This window comes from Anabaena sp. FACHB-83, assembly GCF_014697485.1.
Lineage (GTDB): Bacteria > Cyanobacteriota > Cyanobacteriia > Cyanobacteriales > Nostocaceae > Nostoc_B.
Genome location: NZ_JACJRY010000010.1, coordinates 1 through 19,108, shown reverse-complemented (window position 1 = coordinate 19,108; position 19,108 = coordinate 1). Strand labels below are relative to the sequence as shown.

Here is a 19,108-nt window from a genome sequence, read left to right as displayed (position 1 = left end):
TATCTTTGTGTTAAGGGTTGCAGCCTTCACCTTCTCGGTGCGCGTCACATTGCACCGGATATCCTTACCAAGGCTGCGTAGTTGGGCCAATGGTAAATTCGTTCACGTTGGTGTCTTCTGGCTGGTCGATCGCAAACGCCACAACATTGGCGACTCGATCTGGTGAAATGCCATATTGCTTATACAACGCCGTCATTGCTTCAGCCGCACCTGGATCAGTAATCTGATTTAACAACTCAGTGTTAATTGCCGCAGGATAAATGGTTGCCGTCCGAATGTTAGTCCCTTCTTGAGCAGATTCTATGCGTAGAACTTCCATAAAATCGCGGACAAACCATTTCGTACCGCCATACACCGCAGCACCTGGATAAGCTTTTAATCCAGCCACCGATGAAGTTGTGATAATATGCCCAGACTTTTGGCTAATAAACGTTGGTAACACAGCAGCGATACCATTTAACACACCCTTGATATTGATATCAACCGTTTGATGCCATTCATCAGTTTTCAATGCCGAAAGTGGAGAAGTGGGCATGATGCCGGCGTTCAAGAAAATCACATCGACGCTGCCAAATGTTTCCTTGGCCAGCTTGACTATCTGGACGTTATCAGATGGGTTAACCACATCCATCACTTGATAGATTGCTTGTCCGCCAGCTTTTTGAATTTCATCAACCAGTTGTGTCAATTGCTGCTCACGTCGCGCACCCAATACAACTTTAGCTCCTTTGCTGGCAAGCAATTTCGCACTTGCTTCACCAATCCCTGATGATGCGCCAGTAATAATTACAACTTTGTCTTTAATCATCTTCTTCCTTTTTTTATTGCTTTTTTAAATGGGGGAGTGTGTCAACTGCTGAGATGCTGATGGAAAAAGGATGTAAGTTTTTCCCACGGAATCAGGTTTACTCGGTCATACAAATCGACGTGTCCCGCGTTGGGAACGATGTAAAGATCCTTTGGCTCGGCGGCGCGTTTGTAAGCATCTTCGCTGAACTCCCTGGAATGTGCATCTGCCCCCGTGATGAACAGCATAGGACGAGGCGAAATCGTCTCAATATCGTTGAATGGGTAGAAGTTCATGAATTTGACGTTGCTGGTAAGTGTCGGGTGAGTTGTCAGTTTCGGCGATGAACCTTTGGGGGTGTACTCGCCTCTGGGAGTGCGGTAGAAGTCATAAAACTCACGCTCAATAGGGGTGGAGTTCTCATTCAGTTCATGTACAGTTCCGCTTGTGTATTTGGTTTCGCCGCCCGTAAACTCCGTATAGCGTTGTTCCGCCGCCTGTGCGATCGCTTTCTTTCTCTGTTCGAGGGTTGTAGAATTTCTCAAACCGTTACGGTTGGCTGCACCCATATCGTACATACTGACCGTGGCAGTTGCCTTCAAGCGCGGGTCGATTTTGGCAGCACTGATGGCAAAGCTCGCGCTACCACAAATCCCCAGCACGCCAATCCGGTTCCTGTCAACGAATGACTGAGTACCTAGAAAATCTACCGCCGCACTGAAATCTTCGGCATAAATATCCGGCGAAACAACGTTGCGGGGCTGCCCTTCACTCTCACCCCAGAAGGACAAATCGAGGGACAAGGTGACGAACCCTTGTTCAGCTAATTTTTGGGCATACAGGTTTGCACTTTGTTCTTTGACTGCGCCCATTGGGTGTCCGACAATGATTGCGGAATTCTTAGCGTTCCGATTCAAGGCTTTGGGAATGAAGAGATTCCCCGCAACCTTCATGTTGTATTGGTTTTTGAAAGTAACTTTCTGCATAGTTACCTTGTCGCTCTTGTAGAAGTTGTCCGCCCCCTCGACGATAGTGGAGTGCTTTACGGATGCTTGGGAAATTTTATGCGAGACTTGTGTTTTGTCGAGGGAAAATGCCACCGTTGCGTAGATTGCACCAATCAAGACGGTTGGTATGAGAACGAGGTATTTCATTGAGTTCTCCATATATGTGGGTACGAGGCGAAATGTTCTGAGTTGCAGAACCCAGCAGATTTATTTATTGCGATCGCGCAAGCTCGATTGTCACTTTTACAGAGCCAGAGACGTTAAATGCGTCGATGTCACCATCTATTTTTCCGAGGATAATTAGTCCGTTGGCGTATCCAGAATCTTGATAAAACATCGCTAAATTACCCCAGGGAGCGTAATAAGCAATATCTCCAACAGCCGGATCGCTGCCTGGGGGTGCATCTTCTGTAGATAATTTTTTTGACAGATAACTGATTTTCTCGGTTTTCGCGTAATCTTCTAAAGTCAGCGTTAATGGCAGTAGGGAAATAAAATCTTGAGTGGTTTTGCTGTTGATCAAAGTAGCTGTAATTACTTTGTCTTTAACCTTGATGTTGATCTTCATACTGTCTGCCTGTTTGGTGGATATTTGAGTCGGCATCTTTGATGAGGCACTGCTAGTCATACTGTTGTCGGCACGACAGGCTGAGTAATTCAGGGACATCACCAGGGCGAGAACCAAAATCAGCATTTTCTGTTGGTAGTTTTTCCCCTTGATGGGAAACCATTTCAAAAGCATTCAGATACTCCTCCATACTGCTGATCCCAATCGTAGAGATTCAACATTTATTGCCTCCTCTATGACAGTGGAGATGAGATTATTTAAAAAACAAGATGAGCCTTGCCAGTAAAAAGTCTATTGCCCCATAAAAACTGAGTTTTATCTTGAATAAAAATCTAGAATGTTGACAAAAAGTCGGAATCATTTTTCATTGCTTTAGCTTTATTGTAAGAATCCTCAAAGGCAAGCAATAGAACAATCGTCTAAAATCGTTGTACAATTCTGCAAACTTAGAAATGAACGCTGCCAAAACTAGAGAAAAGTCTGATCTAGATTTAATCAACGACTCCCAGGCAAAGCGTGAGGCAGATAGAGCGCAAGCCAACAGAGACGAACTGACTGAGCGGATTGCCCAGGCTATTCATCAGGATGGGATGATTGAGCCACTGACAGGATTGCACTTCAAACGCTCCTCCGCCCCTGGGGAATGTACTCATGGTCTTTCTGTTCCTGCCTTTTGTGTAATTGCCCAAGGCAGTAAAGAAGTGCTTTTGGGGTGCGATCGCTATTTATATGACCCGATACATTATCTGCTGGCTACGGTGGAACTGCCGATTGTCAGTCAAATTCTGGAAGCATCCAAGGAAAAACCGCACCTGAGCCTCCGCCTTGACCTCGACCCCACTCTCGTTAGCTCAGTTATGGTTGAGGCTGGGTATGGCTCATCTCGTAGCCGTGCTGATGTGAAAGCGATCGATGTCAGTCCATTGGATGCAAATCTGTTGGATGCTGTGGTGCGCCTTGTCAGGCTTCTAGATTCCCCTGCTGAGGCTCATGTTCTTGCACCACTGATTAAGCGGGAAATCGTGTATCGGCTCCTGATGGGCGAACAAGGTAATAGGCTCCGTCATATTGCTGTTCTGGGAGGCTACACCCACAACATCGCCAGAGCCGTCGAGCGACTTCGTAAAGACTTTAAGGAGCCGATCAAGATTGAAAGCATCGCACGAGATTTGGGAATGAGTGTTTCCGGCTTTCACCATCACTTCAAGGCAGTCACCGCCATGAGTCCCTTGCAGTTCCAGAAGCAACTACGACTCCAAGAGGCTCGCCGTCTAATGCTGGCGGAAAACCTAGACGCTACCAGTGCAGCTTACCTTGTGGGTTATGATGATGCGTCGCACTTCAACCGGGAGTACAAGCGGCTGTTTGGCGCACCACCAATGCGCGATGTGGAGCGATTGCGAGAAACTGTGAGGGAGAATGTTAGTTCAACAAGGCAAAAGTAAAAAGAAAGAACATTAATACCACAAGCTTTTTAGCAATTTCTTATGGTCTGTTTATTTACGCCGACCTGTACTAGTGAAATACAACTTCCTCAAGATACCCGCCATCTTGCCAGAAATCATTAAAACATTTAAATGTTCTTGTGTCTTATAGTTCTTCATGTCCTCAATCTTTCTTCCTCCACCGACACAACAAATTCATAGCGATATCATCGAAAGTGCTGGTGTGGAAATATCGGTACTACGTCTTGATATGATGCACCCTTGGGTTAACGGTAATAAGTGGTATAAGCTGAAATACAACTTGTTAGAGGCAAAAGCCAGAAATTTCACCACATTGTTAACATTTGGCGGTGCTTATTCAAATCACATTTTTGCCACCGCCGCCGCAGGTAAGTTATTTGGTTTGCAGACAATCGGTGTCATTCGCGGTGAAGAAAGGCTACCGCTTAATCCGACGTTGAGTTTTGCGGTAGAACAGGGGATGCAGCTTGTCTACATGAGTCGCAATAGTTATAAACAACGCAATTCTCCAGAATTACAAGCAGAACTCCGAGAACGTTACGGTGAAGTGTTTATTATTCCTGAAGGTGGATGTAATTTAAATGGTGTGCTTGGCTGTACAGAAATTCTCCAACAAGCAAAAAATTTTGATATTGTTTGCGTTGCTTGTGGGACGGGTACTACTTTTGCCGGGATTTTACTTTCTCTCACTCCACAACAAAAAGCAATTGCTTTTCCTGTTCTCAAAAATGGTGGATTTCTGCAACAAGAAATCGAAATGCTATTGCAGAATTATCTGGCGGCTGATTTACCGATATCAAATAAATCTGTGGGTGCGTGGGAATTAATTTGTGATTATCACTTCGGCGGTTATGCCAAAGTTAACGATGAATTACTAAAGTTTAGCAAACAATTTCAGCAAATCCACGGTATACCTTTAGATTATGTATACACCGCCAAGATGTTTTATGGTGTGATGGATTTATTACAACAGGGGTTTTTTAGTAAAGGCGATCGCATTCTCCTAATTCACACTGGTGGTTTACAAGGCAATTTAGGTATACAAAAAAGATTGAGCCAGTAGTGTGGGCAAATTTTGCCCACACTACAAATTTAATTGATGCCTTTGAGTTTGCGAGTGCTATCAACTAAACTTTGAGCAAAATCATCAAATCTTTGGGAAAGTTTTTCATCTAATAACTTACCTTCGGGGTTAAAAGCACCCCAGGCTTGGCCGATGGCGATTTGTTCTGGAATCACCCAACCATGTACCCAGCGCACAATTATCCGTAAATCATTCAGGGCGTTGCTATTAGATTGACCTCCCAAAACGCTAATAAGTCCTGTGACTTTTCCTGATAGTTCTTCAAAACTCATTAAATCTAGAGCGTTTTTCAATACGCCACTCACGCCGCCGTGATACTCTGGTGTTGCCAAAATCAATCCATCTGCACCACTGACACTATCACGCAGGCGTTTAACATCAGGATATTCGGGATATTCTTTTTCACCGTTGCAAAATGGTAGCTGTAATTGTCGCAAATCCAAAATTTCTACATCTGCACCTATGGCTTGTAATCTTTGGGCTGCAACTTCTAAGGCCAACTGTGTATAGGATTTAGGTCTTAAACTACCACCAATGCCAACAATTTTTACCATAATTTCCTCATCTATTACAAATAAGAAGTCTGAAGTCTGAAATGAAGAAAGAGTTTATAGGCTTTTAGCAATTTATATAGGCTGCTATATTCCCGACTTCTTAAAGAAGTCGAGGATCTGACCACTCCCACTTCTTTTAATTAATGAGATGAACTACTTGTACAGACTTATGATTACAAGTCATAATCATTACGACTATGCTTATCTTAGCGAGTTATGGTTTTGTAGTCAAATTTGTCGCAGCAGTAGATATGAGAAGTCACGAAAAACTGTACTAAAGCAAATAGTCAGTCAAGGTTGGTTCACTTCCCAAACTCCCCACACTCCCCACACCCCCCACACTCCCCACACCCCCCACACTCCCCACAGACCAGGAGTATAATTTATCCTACTAAAATAAAATTCCTTGAGTAGCATAGGTAAAGAGAGTAGGGAATAGTTTGGTGTAGAAGTTAGACTAGATAAAAAACCGTGATTTCCAGTTATTACAATTTTTGCTAGAAAAAGAGGCATAAAATCAGCGCGAAGCTCATGCCAGCAAAAAAAGGGTAAATGATATGAAAAATTTTAGGAGACAGGCATTGATGCAACAGCGATCGCCCATAATCAAACCAACTAAGGCCAACTCAGAGTTAGGCAAAATCCGCCAAAAGCGAACGCCAAAATCTGTGGCTTGGTCTGGGGCGTTAATCGCCAGTTTAATGATGTTGCCAAATATTGTGGGCGGTACACCAGCCCTGGCACAAAGAGCTGATCGCGAAATTAGTTATGGCAAGTTGATTGAAAAAACCGAAAAAGGCGAAGTTAGAAAAGTTGAGTTAGACGAAACAGAACAAACCGCCAAAGTATATTTACAAGGGCAGAGTCCAGATACACCACCGCTACAAGTCAGACTGTTAAATCAAAATACAGAGTTAATTAATAAACTCAAAGCCAAAAACGTCGAGTTTGGGGAAGTTTCTTCTGCTAACAGTCGGGCTGCGGTTGGGTTGTTAATCAACTTGATGTGGATTTTGCCACTGGTAGCATTAATGTTACTGTTTTTGCGTCGCTCCACCAATGCTTCTAACCAAGCGATGAACTTTGGCAAATCCAGAGCGCGTTTCCAAATGGAAGCCAAAACAGGAGTAAAATTTGACGATGTGGCAGGTGTAGAAGAAGCCAAAGAAGAACTCCAAGAAGTTGTCACCTTTTTGAAGCAGCCAGAAAGATTTACGGCTGTCGGCGCACGCATTCCTAAAGGTGTGTTGTTAGTCGGGCCGCCAGGTACAGGTAAAACATTACTGGCAAAAGCGATCGCCGGGGAAGCGGGCGTACCATTTTTTAGCATTTCCGGCTCGGAATTTGTGGAAATGTTTGTTGGTGTCGGTGCTTCTCGTGTGCGGGACTTGTTTAAAAAAGCCAAGGAAAATGCCCCTTGTTTGATATTTATTGATGAAATCGACGCGGTAGGTAGACAACGGGGTGCGGGTATCGGTGGCGGTAACGATGAGAGGGAACAAACCCTCAACCAGTTGCTGACCGAAATGGATGGTTTTGAAGGTAATACAGGCATCATTATTATTGCGGCTACCAACCGTCCTGATGTTTTAGACGCAGCCTTGTTACGTCCTGGACGTTTTGACAGACAAGTAATTGTCGATGCGCCAGATTTAAAAGGGCGATTAGAAATCTTGCAAGTTCATGCCCGGAATAAGAAAATTGATGAGAGTGTGTCATTAGAAGCGATCGCCCGGCGGACACCGGGTTTTACAGGTGCAGATTTAGCCAACTTACTCAACGAAGCCGCCATTCTCACCGCCAGAAGACGCAAAGATGCCATCACCATCTTAGAAATTAATGATGCAGTTGACCGCGTAGTAGCGGGGATGGAAGGTACACCCTTAGTAGATAGCAAAGTCAAACGCTTAATTGCTTATCACGAAATTGGTTACGCCATCGTCGGAACCTTGCTTAAAGACCATGACCCAGTGCAAAAAGTCTCTTTGATTCCGCGCGGACAGTCACGGGGTTTAACTTGGTTCACTCCAGACGAAGAACATTTTCTCATGTCGCGATCGCAGCTATTAGCCAGAATTACCGCCAGATTGGCTGGTAGAGCCGCCGAAGAAGTAATTTTTGGTTTACCAGAAGTCACTGGTGGAATGCGCGAAAACCGTAAATTAGAATTAGCGACAGCCATAGCGCGGCAGATGGTCACACAGTATGGTATGTCCGAAATTGGGCAATTTTGCTTAGAAGCGCCCAATAGCGAGGTATTTTTAGGGCGTGATTGGATGAACAAATCCGAATATTCTGAGGAAATTGCCGCCCAAATTGATCGCAAAGTGCGGGAAATTGTCAATCAATCCTACGACACCGCAAAACGCCTGATTCAAGAAAACCGCACATTAGTTGACCATTTAGTAGAGATTTTGATTGAACAAGAGACCATTGAAGGAGAACAATTCCGTCAAATTGTCGCTGAATATCAAAGTCAACCAATAGCTGATGAGGCGACAGTGGCTGTACCTAATTAAATCAGTTATCAGTTATCAGCTATCAGTTACTAGGCGTATGGTGGGGGATTTAAACCCGCCGCCAACGCACTCCACTAATGGGTGGGGGACTTCAACCCAGGTGTAAAAGAAACTGATAACTGGTCACTGGTCACTGGGAACTTTTAAATAATTATCTGCTGGAAAATTTTGATGAACAGCACACCAGTCAGTCAAGTGCGATGGACAATAGCAGATTTAGCAATCTTTGAGAGCGATCGCAATCATCGCTATGAAATCATTGATGGGGAATTATTTGTGACAAGAGCGCCGCACTGGAAGCATCAAGCAATTTGTATTAACATCGGCACAGTGCTGAAGCTTTGGTCAGAGGAAAGTGGGCTGGGAGAAGTAGCAATTACTCCAGGGATTATTTTTGCGGATGCAGATAATGTGATTCCTGATGTAGTTTGGGCAAGTCATGAGCGCCTAGCGAAAGTTTTAGATGAAGCTGGACATTTGACAGCCGCACCAGAATTGGTAGTGGAGGTGTTGTCTGATGGTGACAAGAATGAGAAACGCGATCGCCAAGCAAAACTCAAGTTATATTCAGTACAAGGAGTCTTGGAATATTGGATTTTTGACCGTCGGGAGCAGAAGGTGGAAGTATACCGACGAGAAAAGGGAGTTTTAAAACTTGTCGCAACGTTATACAGTCAAGATGAATTAACTAGTCCTTTGTTATCAGGATTTAGCTGTATTATCAGCAAACTGTTTTAGCTTCAAAGCCTCTACTTTGGGTGGGAGTAGAAATACTATTTCTGAAAGCAACTTAGTATGAATTTAGCCTATACCCTTTTGAGACAAAATAAAAACCGTAGAAAAATATAATTTCTACGGTTTTATAGTGTGGTGTGAGGAGACTTAACTGATCTCATCATATAACCCATCAGAAGATTATTGACCCATACTTAATAAAATTTGCAGCAAGATTATCGTTTGATGACATAAACCTAAATTCTTAGGTTTTTTATGCTTTCTGTAGTTAATTTTAAACTAAAGCTCCACCACAGCTAGAACCACTCCCTGCTGTACAGCCATAGCAATAGGCGGCTGTTTGGACTTCAGAAATTAAGTCTAAATTACTAGCTGCTAACAATTTAGCTACTGTTAAGTTTTCCCCGTTGGTATTTTTGGCGGGTAGATTCATCATTTGGTTGAAATCACAATCATATACATTTCCTAAATAATCAATCGAAAGTTCATTTCGACACATTAAATACTCAACAGTACCGACGTTAAAATGGGATTCTAAAAATTGGAGATAGGGGATGTAGAGTTGTTTACGCTCTAAATACAGCTTAGTTCTACCAACTGGTAGATTTGTAATTGTAAATAAATTATTAAATTGAATATTAAAATTATCTGTTAGAAATTTTTTATAATCTTGCTCCAACTGCTGTTGTTCAGGTGCTAAAGCAAATTTTTCCCCTGTAGGTAACTGGGGATTGTAAACTAAATCTAAAATTAAGTTAGGTTCATGACCATAGCCAACGCGGTTCAGCCACTGCAAAGCTTTGATAGAATCATCAAAAACACCAGCGCCGCGCATTTTATCAACATTATCGGCTAAATAACAAGGCAGAGACGCAACTATTCTCACTTGATTTTGGGCAAAATATTCTGGTAAATCACCAAAGCCTTCGACAAAGTAAATAGTCAAGTTAGAGCGGACGATTACTTGTTTATTAGTTGCTCTAGCAGCTTCTACTAATAATTTAAATCCATAATTCATTTCTGGTGCGCCACCAGTCAAATCAACAATTTCAATTTCGGGAAATTTATGGATTAATTCAATTAACTGTGTGCAAATTTCTGGAGACAGTTCTTCTGTACGTTTTGGGCTGGCTTCAACATGACAATGGTTGCAAGCAAGGTTGCAACGTTTACCCAGGTTAATTTGCAAAACAGTAATTGGCTTTTTAGTTAATGGTGTATTTAATTTCTGGTTAAAGGTAGTACATTTTGAGGTAGTTTGCATGAGTTGATATTCCTAATTTAAACTAGAAAAAATACAGCTAACAGCGTTTTTCGGTTGAGTGCAGTACAAGTTAATAGGGGCTAGAGACTAGATGAATGTACCTTATTGGAGTGAAAAACGCTGTCGATAAATGTTTTTTTGAATACATAATCTATACTTCGGAATTGAGCAGGGTTTAATAAATCATAAGTCTAAACTAGTTAAAATTTTTGCCTCAGCAAAGCTGGTTAATCATGCTGGATTCTGACTTCTGAATTATTAATATCTTTAGCCTTGTAATAATCTATAAGCTATACCACTAATAATTGCTGTGGCGGGTAAAGTAAAAATCCAAGCAAAAATTATTTGCCAGAAAACACGTAAATATACTTGTTTTGCGGTTAAGCCAGCGCCAACAATGGAACTAACTGCAACATGAGTTGTAGAAATAGGTAAACCAAAATAAGTTGCTGCGATCGCTAAAAATCCGGTCACGAAATTTGCAGACAAACCTTGAGTAGAATCTATAGTAGCCAGTCTTGTACTCATGGTGGCAGCAATTCTTTGAGAATTGAGTAACCCACCTAATCCCATCGCCATTGCAATGGTTAACATTCCACCTTGAATGGAAAAATATTCAATAATCAGAATAATCGAAACTAACTTGGGAGTTTGACTGAAGCCTCTGGCAAAACTGACAACTGCTGCACTGATAAAATGCAGTGTATCTACGAGCTTTTGATTAGACAATAAGTTAAACTTAGAATCAGTATATACAAATAATTTATAAAGACCTGCTGCTAATAAAATTGCAATTATGGGACTCAATACTAAAGGTAAAACAAAATATCTAAGTAATACACTAAAATTAACCTTGAGACCGATCGCAACTAATCCCGCCCCTAATAACCCACCTGTTAAACTGTGAGTTGTCGAAATTGGAAATCCTGTCAAAGCAGCCATTAACACTGTAACACCAGATGCGATCGCCACTGCTAAATGAATTTCTGGCACATTAGCAATTTCATCGGGAAAAATACCTTGTCCCGAAAAATTTTGAACTAATGTACCAGCCACAAATATCGAAACAACTGCACCAGCAAAGGTCATAATAGTTGCCCACACAATCGCCGTTTGGTAGCTAGTTATACCACTACCAAACAGTGTTGCTACACCCTTAAAATTATCATTTGCTCCATGAGAGTATGCCAGAAATAACGTAGCCAAAAATAAACTAATAATTAACATTTTGGGTTTTAATTTTAACAGCAACCACCACCGTTATAGTGCCAGGTTGAATCAGTAATTATGATTTGCTGCGGCTCTAAAGTCGCCAGTTTAGCAGCCGTTTTGTCACAGACTGCGGCGGGAATCCCACGCTGAAGCAGATGTCCTGCGCCATCATCAAATAAAGCTGCTGTACCAAAGTAAATGGCTGTTTTGCCAGTAAAAATACAAGCGCCATCTTCTGGAATTGCAACTTTAAAAGCCACTGAATCAAGACTTTCTAGTAATAGGTTTGCTTCTAAGTTGTAAGTTTGAGCATCCAGTAAACGATAAGGGCGACGGGCGCGAATTTCAATTTGTCCGAAACCAGCATCAATTATGCGCTGAGTATACTCGTCGTAGGTAATTGCGCCTGACAAACACATAGCGCGTAGTTGCTCATCTTGTTGAAGATGGGTAGGAATTGGACTGGTTGCAATGGGGTCACTCATTTGCAAACGTCCACCGGGTTTCAGCACACGATATGCTTCTTTTAAAGCTCTGGTTAAATCTTCTGGTTCAAAAATGTTGAACAGGCAATTCTGGGCGACAATATCCACCGAAGCATCAGCTACAGGCAAATTAAAAGCATCACCTGGGCGAATTTCGACAAAATTAGGATTAAACCAAGAGTTTTCGGTGGCGGCAATTTCGAGGTTACGTGTAGCAGCCTCTCGCATAGCAGCCACAGGTTCAACAGCAATTACCGCACCAGCATAACGAGAAAAATAAGCGAATTGTAACGCTTCTAATCCACCGCCCACGCCAACATACAGCACAGTTGGTTGGTTGATCAGTTCTGTTGGGTGAACCGTTGTACCACAACCATAGTTCATTTCTTGCATCGGCAAAGGAATTTTTAAGCCAGGGAATTGCAAGGGTGAACTTTGGACACAACAAAGTCCTACTTCGGGTGTTTCTGCCACTTCACGGTAAAATTCTGCTGCTGTTTCTAAATAAGTCATGAAAGTCGGGATATTAGGTTTTTTCAGGAATACTCAACTCTGTGCATCCTAATATAACCAAGTATCGCCTAAATGAATTTATCCTGAGAGAGAAAGTATGAAATATAAAGTGTGAAGTATGTAGACGCGCTTCGCACGGCTTCCCGTTCGCATAGCGTCTCCCTTTGGGAGAAGGGTAGTGTGAATTTAAATTTCAATCACGACTTTACCAAAGTGGGCAGCAGTTTCGAGGTAGCGATATGCTTCTGGGGCGGCGGTGAATGGAAACACAGAATCAATTATGGGAAAGATTTGATGGTGAGATATTGCTTGATTCATCATTTCAAACATTTCTCGACTGCCTACATAAATGCCTTGTAAGGTAAGACTTTTAGCTAATATGGGCATAGGATCAATGTCACCGCCTCTTGTCAGCACACCGATTAAGCTCACACGTCCTCCAATTCTGGCGGCTTGGAGTGATTGTGGTAAAGTACCTGCACCACCCACTTCGATGACGTGATCTACACCAAGGCGATTTGTTAACTCATAAACTTGCTGTTGCCAATTTGGTGTGGTTTTGTAATTGATAATTTCATCAGCACCTAGTTGTTTGGCGCGGGCTAATTTCTCATCGCTGCTAGAAGTAATGATGACTTTTGCATTGTGGAGTTTGGCAAACTGAAGGGCAAATATCGAAACTCCGCCAGTACCCAGCAATAATATAGTGTGATTGGCGCGAATGTGACCTTTTGTAACTAAGGCGTGCCAAGCAGTAACAGCAGCGCAGGGTAAAGTGGCTGCTTGGGTGTAGGAGAGGTGATCAGGTAAGATTACTAGCCCATTTTGGTCTAGCACAACGTATTCAGCCAGCATTCCGTCAATGCTGCCACCTAAATCAGACTTCATTTTCTGTCTGGTTGGGGAGTCGTCAATCCAAGTTTGAAAGAAAATCCCGGCGACGCGATCGCCTGTTTTTACCCTTGTCACACCTTCACCCACGGCGACAACTTCCCCCGCACCATCAGACATAGGAATTAGCGGATATGTCAATTTAGAACCGTAGTTGCCCTCAGCTACTAACAAGTCACGGTAATTTAAAGATGTGGCTCTTACCTTAATGAGGACTTGTCCGGCTGTGGGTTCTGGTTGGGGGCGATCAACTAATTTTAAAGCATCAATGCCGGCATCACTTTGGATTTCGTAAGCTTTCATCAACTTCTACCATCATCGGATGAATCAATCATTCTAAGCATCACCTATAGGAATCCGGTTTGATTTCTGAATTTATTTGTGTAGTTAGGGAATAGGGAATGGGGAGTCGGGAGTAGGAAAGAAGCCTGATCTGAGTGTACTGATTTTTTTCCCAAATCAAATATGAGTCCTATATATTTATGGCGATGCCAAAAAAGTAGATTCAAACAACTCCTCGATCGCTCACCTGATGGGTTAACAAACAATTTTTTGTGTGGAATCCTTGACTTTTACACCCCTTCACCCTCTCCTCGACCCTTGATTGTTCATTTTTATGCGTCAATGCTATTTAAGTTAGATGAATTACGGATGTCTCTGTCTGAAGAGAGTAAATTGGTGAGTGTTGATTTACCTTGATGCAATATTTGCAACTTCAGGTTTGAGAATGAATCATGGATTTGAATAAAACTTACAAATCAACACACACTGATTCAATTTCATTTGCTTGAATAGCTATATTGATAGAATTGAAATTCACGTTTCTGGACTATGGCAAGTAAATATATAGACGTGCAGGAATACACTGTTAGAGCGCATAAAAGACTAATTCACACCAGGGTGTTTCACTTTGTCTGTAAAGAATGCAATCAGACAACTAAACGCGAGACTTTTGGCCCCCGTCCTTTATATTGCGAAAGCTGCCGTCCCCCACAAGCACCACGCAAATCTCCGCAGCCATCTCAAAAAGCCAAACCAAGGCCAATGACTTATACAAGTGACACCACGTTGGGTTGATGTAACGCTTTATGAAACCGCAATTGCAATTGGAACCACCCCCACAATCATTAATCACGCCTTTGTTAGAGTTACGAGACTACTATGCGCGATTGGTTGAAGAATATGGCACTTTATACAATCAGGCGCGATCGCAACTCGATAATGTTGAAGGTTTGTTATCTAGTTGGTCGTCACTTTCAGAAGCTAACAACAAGCTACTGACGGTTGAAGTTGTGAACGAAATGCTTTCGGCCTCTAAAGAAGATTTACTTTTATCTCCTTCATCTCAAAAATCTGATGGCGAATTAGCGGCGCATCCAGATTCACCACAACCAAACACAGAAGCATTAGAAACAGATAGTTCTGCTGCAACAACCAACGTCAACGAGTCCCCAGCTACAGACTTTAGTTTCTCAAACAGAGATTTCTCGCTGAACAATGTAGATATTCCGATGTTGAGTGAGTATAACTCTTTAACTCGGATGGAAGCTATCAAACAGCTATTAGAACAACATCTGGGTACTGTTTGCCACATAGATTTCATTGTGCGATCGCTTTATGGTGACTTAGACCCCCATGTCTTTAAAGTGGTCAAAGGTAGAGTGCAATCTTCACTCACCCAAGGTAGAGAAAGACAAGCTTGGTTTGGTATACCGAATGAACCTGGTTGTTACACCCTAGATTTGAGTTTAGTCACCACCAATCAAACCACCAGTAACTCTAAGACTGGGAAAACTAAGAAGAAACCGGTTGTCGTACCACAAGCAAAAGTTGTTCCAATGCTCAAAGCCTATGAAGGACAATTTTTGATTGATGCTTTAACTATTTTCTTTAGGCAACATCCAGGGAAAGTTTTTAGCGTGGCTGAAGTCATCACGGGAATTTATGGCAATCTGAACGCAGAAGAAGTGCGAGAAGTGAAAAGCAAGATACTAAATGAACTCTCACGCGGTTATCGCATAGGAAGATTCTCTAGAATGCCTGATACAGTCGGCTTTTACACTTGGGATACAAAGTTAGTTCGTAAGGGGAGTGGGGAGTAGGGGGTGGGGAGTGGGGAGTGGGGAGTGGGGAGTGGGGGGTAGGGAGTGGGGAGTAGGGGGTAGGGAGTGGGGAGTAGGGAGTAGGGGGTAGGGAGTGGGGAGTAGGGGAAAATTTTTTTACTCATTACTCAGCACTCAGCACTCAGCACTCAGCACTCAGCACTCAACACTCATCACTCAGCACTCAGCACTCAGCACTCAGCACTCAGCACTCAACACTCAACACTCAACACTCAACACTCATTACTCTCTACGTACTTAATCTACCCAGGCTAAACTACGCTGAACTGCTTTTTGCCAAGTGCTAAAGTTAGCCAAGGCGTTATTCCTGGCTGGATTAGGCTCAAAGATGTGGTCTATTTGCCGTTGATTAACTAATGTGGTGTAGCTGTCCCAAAATCCAACGGCTAAACCGGCGGCAAATGCTACTCCTTGTACGGTGGTATCGCGCATTTTTGGACGTTCTACAGGAATGCCCAAGACATCGGCTTGAAATTGCATCAGAAAGTTATTTTCACAAGCACCGCCATCGACGATTAACCGCTTCATTGGTGTAGGAGAACAAGCATTGATGGCTTGAACAACTTCCACAACTTGGTAAGCGATCGCTTCTAAAACAGCCCGCACTAAATGTTGGGGTTGGACGCTGGCGGTAATGCCAAAAAAAGCTCCTCTAGCATTCATATCCCAGTGCGGCGCACCGAGTCCACTAAAGGCAGGGACAAAATACACGCCGCCGTTATCTGACACTTGGTTAGCCATTGCTTCGGTTTCGGCGGCAGTTTTGATCAATTTGATGCCATCGCGCAACCATTGGATACAAGCGCCACTAGTAAACATACTGCCTTCTAAGGCGTAACCAATTTTTAAATTACTGTTGTCTTGCGCTTGTGTCCAAGCCAAGGTGGAAATGAGTTGATGTTGCGATCGCACAATTTCTGCACCTGTATGAGCTACCAAAAAGCTACCAGTGCCGTAAGTACATTTCATTAACCCAGGGCGATCGCAGCCATGACCAAATAATGCTGCTTGTTGGTCGCCTAAAATCGCTGTGATCGGAATTTCTACACCCAGCAAAGTTTGATCAGTCACACCAAATTTGCCTAAACTGGGTTGAATCTGGGGCAGAATCTGAGCCGGAATTTGCAATATTTCGAGTAACTTTTCATCCCAGGTGCAGGTTTTGAGGTTCATTAACATTGTGCGGCTGGCGTTGCTGTGGTCGGTTGCGTGGACTTTCCCACCTGTTAATTTCCACAATACCCAAGTATCAATTGTGCCTGCCAAAACATTGTCTAAATCAATCTCTGCAACATTTTCTAATAACCATCTCAACTTTGTTGCCGAAAAATAAGCATCAATCACCAAACCAGTGCGGTCATAAATTTCGGCGGCGTAACCTTGGGCTTGTAATTGATTGCAAAGGGGTGCTGTGCGGCGGTCTTGCCAAACAATGGCTTTATGTAGCGGCTTACCAGTGGTTTTATCCCAAATTAAGCAGGTTTCCCGTTGTACAGTTAATCCCAAAGCGACGATATCTGATGGCGCAATTTCAGCATTAGCGATCGCATTTTGCATTACCCAGCAGGTATCTCGCCAAATTTCTTCCGGGTCATGTTCTAACCAACCCGGTTGCGGATAATACTGAGTCAGTTCTTTATATGCTTGTCCAACAATTTGACCTGCTTTGTTAAACACAAAAGCACGGTTGCCTGTTGTACCCAAGTCCAAAGCCAAAATATAGCCTGATGATGGAGATTTACTATCCAAGGTTACTGATGAAGTGTGAAGTCTGAAGTCTTGTTTGGGTAAGGATATCACAAACAGGACTTCTGCACAAAGATTGTTTATGAAGACTGGGTGTGGGGGTGAAAGGGTTATGGGGTGTCGCAGCAGGGAAAACGCACCTTATTTCCTAACAAAAACTAATAAGGATTTCAAAGTCATCTATATAAGTAGTTAAACATAATTAATTACACAAAGTCATTGCGAATGGAGCGAAGCGAAATGAAGCAATCGCAAGGGCTGGGATTGCTTCGCTTCGCTCGCAATGACTGTAATTAATTTTGCGTGGTTACTTAAGTGCAAAATTTGACAAAAAGATAAACAAAACAAATCGATTTTTTGCCGACTCATGAATTAACTTATTTATAATAAAAACCTCTTGTTTAAGGATAAATTAGCCAACTATTTAGCCATGAATAAGTAAGCTTATCCCTGAAATAAGCAACAATATTAACTAGATTTTTGACAAGCTAGTTTACGCTAAAGCTAAAACTCTTTCTAAATATTTATTATCCATTGCTGCCAAAATCTCATCCACCTTCACCTGTCCCAGCACTAATTTATTTGTAGTTGCCCATGCACTTACCATTTGGATTGCAGGACTGTGCGGAACTAACAGTTCGGCAATAAAACAACGGTAAATCAAAGTTTATAGCTATTATAGACTGAGTCTTTTTAGGGACTTTTGAACAGCTTCTCGAACACTACTATCTGGGTCTTCTCTTAGTTCAGATAGAGCTTTTATTACTTTATTTTCAGTCTCTTCAGAAAATAATTGCTCCTGAATTTTGATTGTTCCTAGTATTTCTGCTACCTTCAAACGAACATACGCTTTATCACTGCTTAAAATTTCAATTAGCAAATCTACTGCATTTAAGTTAAATAGTAAAGAGACAGCTGCTGCATTTTGAACAAGCTTGTGACTATCTTGTAAAGTATTAATTAGGGGTTTTACAGCTAGATTTTCTCCGAGCTTACCTAAAGATTCTGCTGCGTTGCAACGAGTAATCCAATACTCATTGCTTAAAGCTTCAATTAAAGGTTCCACTGCTCTAATGTCGTTGAGTTCTCCTAAAATAGAGGCTGCAAACGACTGTATAATAAAAATTTCGTTTAAAGATTTACTATTTGATGTAGAAACTCGAAGTAGCTGAATTAAAGGTTCTACAGTTCTTAAATCTTTGTACCACATTAGCCTATAGATTATGCTAGATAATTTACGATAAGATAACTCACGTTGTGCCTGTTGTAGCTCTCTTAAAGTAATATCTAATAACTCAGGATTATACTTACGTAAAACTTGAGCAGACTTGACTGTATCTTCTGCTAATAATTTTCGCCCTTGTTTTTCTACCAAGTAGTAAGCTCCGATATCATAACATTCAGCAATTACCTGCATCATTGTTGTCAAGCTAGAACAGAAAATATCATGAGAACCGTCCTCTCCAAAGTAATAAATTACAGGTGAGTTTTCTTGCTGTTTGTCATGACCAATAACAAAAAACATCTCTATCCCTTCAAAAAAAATTGGGAAATAATAAGGATTCCAGTCATCGTCAGACCCTGCATACTCAGCAGTAGTTGAATGAACGTAAGCGTTCAAATTGTATTGTTCTATTGCTGTTTCTAGAGGTAAAAAAACTAGACCTGATCCGGTTGGAAAAAAAACGTCAAATCTTGAGCCATTTCGCCAACGATAAAGTTCATAAACTTCCTTTGGCAATTGAAATGGTAAGTTTTTGAGAGGCTCCTCAATTTCCTGTTCGGTTAAACCTGACTGTAATTGAGCAGCATATTCTGGTCTATGTATTTCTTGCCATGCTAGAATTTTTTCCAAAGCGTCCCTTAAGATACTCATAGGTTAACTATTTAATGTATTAAATCGAGTTTCAAAATCTTCAAATCTTGGGTTGATATACAAAGGAACAGGTGGTGTCGCCGTGAGCGTCAGCCGAAAGGTATCAGGGTTTTGAATAAGTAAAGTACACGCCCTACACTTTTAAAATAATATGTTTTTTAGCATCAATACCGTAGCCAATTTACGAGGGTTCAACACCTGTAGAAACGGGATGAATACGTCCTAAAGAAGTAAGCTTGGCAAAAATCTGACTTAATAAAATAGGCTCAGGCATTTCA

Annotated in this window: 19 protein-coding genes; 7 read left to right on the top strand and 12 right to left on the bottom strand. The window is 42.1% G+C overall.

Translation table 11 applies throughout. The features are described from left to right. Positions 1-64 precede the first annotated feature (64 nt). From H6G79_RS14125 to H6G79_RS36755, 4 genes are all read right to left on the bottom strand, one after another. Positions 65-808 carry an SDR family oxidoreductase gene (locus H6G79_RS14125; RefSeq protein WP_190589685.1) on the bottom strand — a complete coding sequence of 248 codons (744 nt, stop codon included), beginning with the start codon at positions 806-808 and terminating at the stop codon, positions 65-67. A gap of 41 nt (positions 809-849) precedes the next feature. Continuing rightward, complete coding sequence (locus H6G79_RS14120) at positions 850-1,941, bottom strand: alpha/beta hydrolase (protein WP_190589686.1); 1,092 nt, start codon at positions 1,939-1,941, stop codon at positions 850-852. Between the two features lie 64 nt (positions 1,942-2,005). Further along, positions 2,006-2,362, bottom strand: a complete 357-nt coding sequence (locus tag H6G79_RS14115) for a cyclophilin-like fold protein (RefSeq protein WP_242048356.1) — start codon at positions 2,360-2,362, stop codon at positions 2,006-2,008. A 52-nt stretch (positions 2,363-2,414) separates the two neighbouring features. Continuing rightward, the gene (locus tag H6G79_RS36755) at positions 2,415-2,552 is read right to left on the bottom strand and encodes a hypothetical protein (RefSeq protein ID WP_242048355.1); all 138 of its coding nucleotides are present in this window, start codon (positions 2,550-2,552) and stop codon (positions 2,415-2,417) included. Positions 2,553-2,814: 262 nt separating this feature from the next. Between H6G79_RS36755 and H6G79_RS14110 the strand changes: the two genes are divergently transcribed. Continuing rightward, the gene (locus H6G79_RS14110) at positions 2,815-3,807 is read left to right on the top strand and encodes an AraC family transcriptional regulator (RefSeq protein ID WP_190589688.1); all 993 of its coding nucleotides are present in this window, start codon (positions 2,815-2,817) and stop codon (positions 3,805-3,807) included. Positions 3,808-3,964: 157 nt separating this feature from the next. Beyond that, the gene (locus H6G79_RS14105; protein ID WP_190589689.1) at positions 3,965-4,891 is read left to right on the top strand and encodes a 1-aminocyclopropane-1-carboxylate deaminase/D-cysteine desulfhydrase; all 927 of its coding nucleotides are present in this window, start codon (positions 3,965-3,967) and stop codon (positions 4,889-4,891) included. A 29-nt stretch (positions 4,892-4,920) separates the two neighbouring features. On the opposite strand, the gene H6G79_RS14100 is transcribed toward H6G79_RS14105, so the two are convergent. Continuing rightward, entirely contained in the window at positions 4,921-5,466 is a 546-nt protein-coding gene (locus H6G79_RS14100) for an NADPH-dependent FMN reductase (protein ID WP_190589690.1), read from the bottom strand. A gap of 169 nt (positions 5,467-5,635) precedes the next feature. Between H6G79_RS14100 and H6G79_RS14095 the strand changes: the two genes are divergently transcribed. The 3 genes from H6G79_RS14095 to H6G79_RS14085 all read left to right on the top strand — a co-directional run bounded on the left by H6G79_RS14095 (position 5,636) and on the right by H6G79_RS14085 (position 8,723). Further along, complete coding sequence (locus H6G79_RS14095; RefSeq protein WP_190589691.1) at positions 5,636-5,848, top strand: hypothetical protein; 213 nt, start codon at positions 5,636-5,638, stop codon at positions 5,846-5,848. A gap of 175 nt (positions 5,849-6,023) precedes the next feature. Continuing rightward, positions 6,024-7,985 carry an ATP-dependent zinc metalloprotease FtsH gene (gene ftsH, locus H6G79_RS14090; RefSeq protein ID WP_396019800.1) on the top strand — a complete coding sequence of 654 codons (1,962 nt, stop codon included), beginning with the start codon at positions 6,024-6,026 and terminating at the stop codon, positions 7,983-7,985. A gap of 171 nt (positions 7,986-8,156) precedes the next feature. Beyond that, complete coding sequence (locus H6G79_RS14085) at positions 8,157-8,723, top strand: Uma2 family endonuclease (protein ID WP_190589692.1); 567 nt, start codon at positions 8,157-8,159, stop codon at positions 8,721-8,723. Between the two features lie 271 nt (positions 8,724-8,994). Here the strand turns inward: H6G79_RS14085 and arsS are convergent, their stop codons facing one another. From arsS to H6G79_RS14065, 4 genes are all read right to left on the bottom strand, one after another. After that, entirely contained in the window at positions 8,995-9,984 is a 990-nt protein-coding gene (arsS, locus tag H6G79_RS14080) for an arsenosugar biosynthesis radical SAM (seleno)protein ArsS (RefSeq protein WP_190589693.1), read from the bottom strand. Between the two features lie 267 nt (positions 9,985-10,251). Then, the gene (locus tag H6G79_RS14075; RefSeq protein WP_190589694.1) at positions 10,252-11,211 is read right to left on the bottom strand and encodes an inorganic phosphate transporter; all 960 of its coding nucleotides are present in this window, start codon (positions 11,209-11,211) and stop codon (positions 10,252-10,254) included. A gap of 14 nt (positions 11,212-11,225) precedes the next feature. Next, positions 11,226-12,194 (bottom strand): arsenosugar biosynthesis arsenite methyltransferase ArsM, encoded by a 969-nt coding sequence (arsM, locus tag H6G79_RS14070; protein ID WP_190589695.1) that lies wholly within the window; start codon positions 12,192-12,194, stop codon positions 11,226-11,228. 186 nt (positions 12,195-12,380) lie between these two features. Further along, positions 12,381-13,388, bottom strand: a complete 1,008-nt coding sequence (locus H6G79_RS14065) for an NAD(P)-dependent alcohol dehydrogenase (RefSeq protein ID WP_190589696.1) — start codon at positions 13,386-13,388, stop codon at positions 12,381-12,383. Positions 13,389-13,916: 528 nt separating this feature from the next. Here H6G79_RS14065 and H6G79_RS14060 point away from each other — a divergent pair. Further along, positions 13,917-14,162: a hypothetical protein gene (locus tag H6G79_RS14060; protein ID WP_190589697.1), complete on the top strand. Its 246-nt coding sequence runs from the start codon at positions 13,917-13,919 to the stop codon at positions 14,160-14,162. An 11-nt stretch (positions 14,163-14,173) separates the two neighbouring features. Further along, the gene (locus H6G79_RS14055; protein ID WP_190589698.1) at positions 14,174-15,187 is read left to right on the top strand and encodes a hypothetical protein; all 1,014 of its coding nucleotides are present in this window, start codon (positions 14,174-14,176) and stop codon (positions 15,185-15,187) included. Positions 15,188-15,445: 258 nt separating this feature from the next. Here the strand turns inward: H6G79_RS14055 and glpK are convergent, their stop codons facing one another. The 3 genes from glpK to H6G79_RS14040 form a co-directional block, all read right to left on the bottom strand. Further along, the gene (gene glpK, locus H6G79_RS14050) at positions 15,446-16,957 is read right to left on the bottom strand and encodes a glycerol kinase GlpK (RefSeq protein ID WP_190589699.1); all 1,512 of its coding nucleotides are present in this window, start codon (positions 16,955-16,957) and stop codon (positions 15,446-15,448) included. Between the two features lie 490 nt (positions 16,958-17,447). Continuing rightward, a complete protein-coding gene (locus H6G79_RS14045; RefSeq protein WP_190589713.1) occupies positions 17,448-17,618 on the bottom strand; it encodes a hypothetical protein in 171 nt (56 codons plus the stop codon). 12 nt (positions 17,619-17,630) lie between these two features. Beyond that, positions 17,631-18,830: a HEAT repeat domain-containing protein gene (locus H6G79_RS14040; RefSeq protein ID WP_190589700.1), complete on the bottom strand. Its 1,200-nt coding sequence runs from the start codon at positions 18,828-18,830 to the stop codon at positions 17,631-17,633. Positions 18,831-19,108 lie beyond the last annotated feature (278 nt).

What these genes read in the sequence shown, in the direction of transcription:
- H6G79_RS14085 (WP_190589692.1), top strand. Translation starts at nt 8,157, where the DNA reads ATGAACAGCACACCAGTCAGTCAAGTGCGATGGACAATAGCAGATTTA.
- H6G79_RS14115 (WP_242048356.1), bottom strand. Translation starts at nt 2,362, where the DNA reads ATGAAGATCAACATCAAGGTTAAAGACAAAGTAATTACAGCTACTTTG.
- ftsH (WP_396019800.1), top strand. Translation starts at nt 6,024, where the DNA reads ATGAAAAATTTTAGGAGACAGGCATTGATGCAACAGCGATCGCCCATA.
- H6G79_RS14065 (WP_190589696.1), bottom strand. Translation starts at nt 13,388, where the DNA reads ATGAAAGCTTACGAAATCCAAAGTGATGCCGGCATTGATGCTTTAAAA.
- H6G79_RS14040 (WP_190589700.1), bottom strand. Translation starts at nt 18,830, where the DNA reads ATGAGTATCTTAAGGGACGCTTTGGAAAAAATTCTAGCATGGCAAGAA.
- arsM (WP_190589695.1), bottom strand. Translation starts at nt 12,194, where the DNA reads ATGACTTATTTAGAAACAGCAGCAGAATTTTACCGTGAAGTGGCAGAA.
- arsS (WP_190589693.1), bottom strand. Translation starts at nt 9,984, where the DNA reads ATGCAAACTACCTCAAAATGTACTACCTTTAACCAGAAATTAAATACA.
- H6G79_RS14055 (WP_190589698.1), top strand. Translation starts at nt 14,174, where the DNA reads ATGAAACCGCAATTGCAATTGGAACCACCCCCACAATCATTAATCACG.
- H6G79_RS14125 (WP_190589685.1), bottom strand. Translation starts at nt 808, where the DNA reads ATGATTAAAGACAAAGTTGTAATTATTACTGGCGCATCATCAGGGATT.
- H6G79_RS14105 (WP_190589689.1), top strand. Translation starts at nt 3,965, where the DNA reads ATGTCCTCAATCTTTCTTCCTCCACCGACACAACAAATTCATAGCGAT.
- H6G79_RS14095 (WP_190589691.1), top strand. Translation starts at nt 5,636, where the DNA reads ATGATTACAAGTCATAATCATTACGACTATGCTTATCTTAGCGAGTTA.
- H6G79_RS14075 (WP_190589694.1), bottom strand. Translation starts at nt 11,211, where the DNA reads ATGTTAATTATTAGTTTATTTTTGGCTACGTTATTTCTGGCATACTCT.
- H6G79_RS14120 (WP_190589686.1), bottom strand. Translation starts at nt 1,941, where the DNA reads ATGAAATACCTCGTTCTCATACCAACCGTCTTGATTGGTGCAATCTAC.
- H6G79_RS14100 (WP_190589690.1), bottom strand. Translation starts at nt 5,466, where the DNA reads ATGGTAAAAATTGTTGGCATTGGTGGTAGTTTAAGACCTAAATCCTAT.
- H6G79_RS14110 (WP_190589688.1), top strand. Translation starts at nt 2,815, where the DNA reads ATGAACGCTGCCAAAACTAGAGAAAAGTCTGATCTAGATTTAATCAAC.
- H6G79_RS36755 (WP_242048355.1), bottom strand. Translation starts at nt 2,552, where the DNA reads ATGGAGGAGTATCTGAATGCTTTTGAAATGGTTTCCCATCAAGGGGAA.
- H6G79_RS14060 (WP_190589697.1), top strand. Translation starts at nt 13,917, where the DNA reads ATGGCAAGTAAATATATAGACGTGCAGGAATACACTGTTAGAGCGCAT.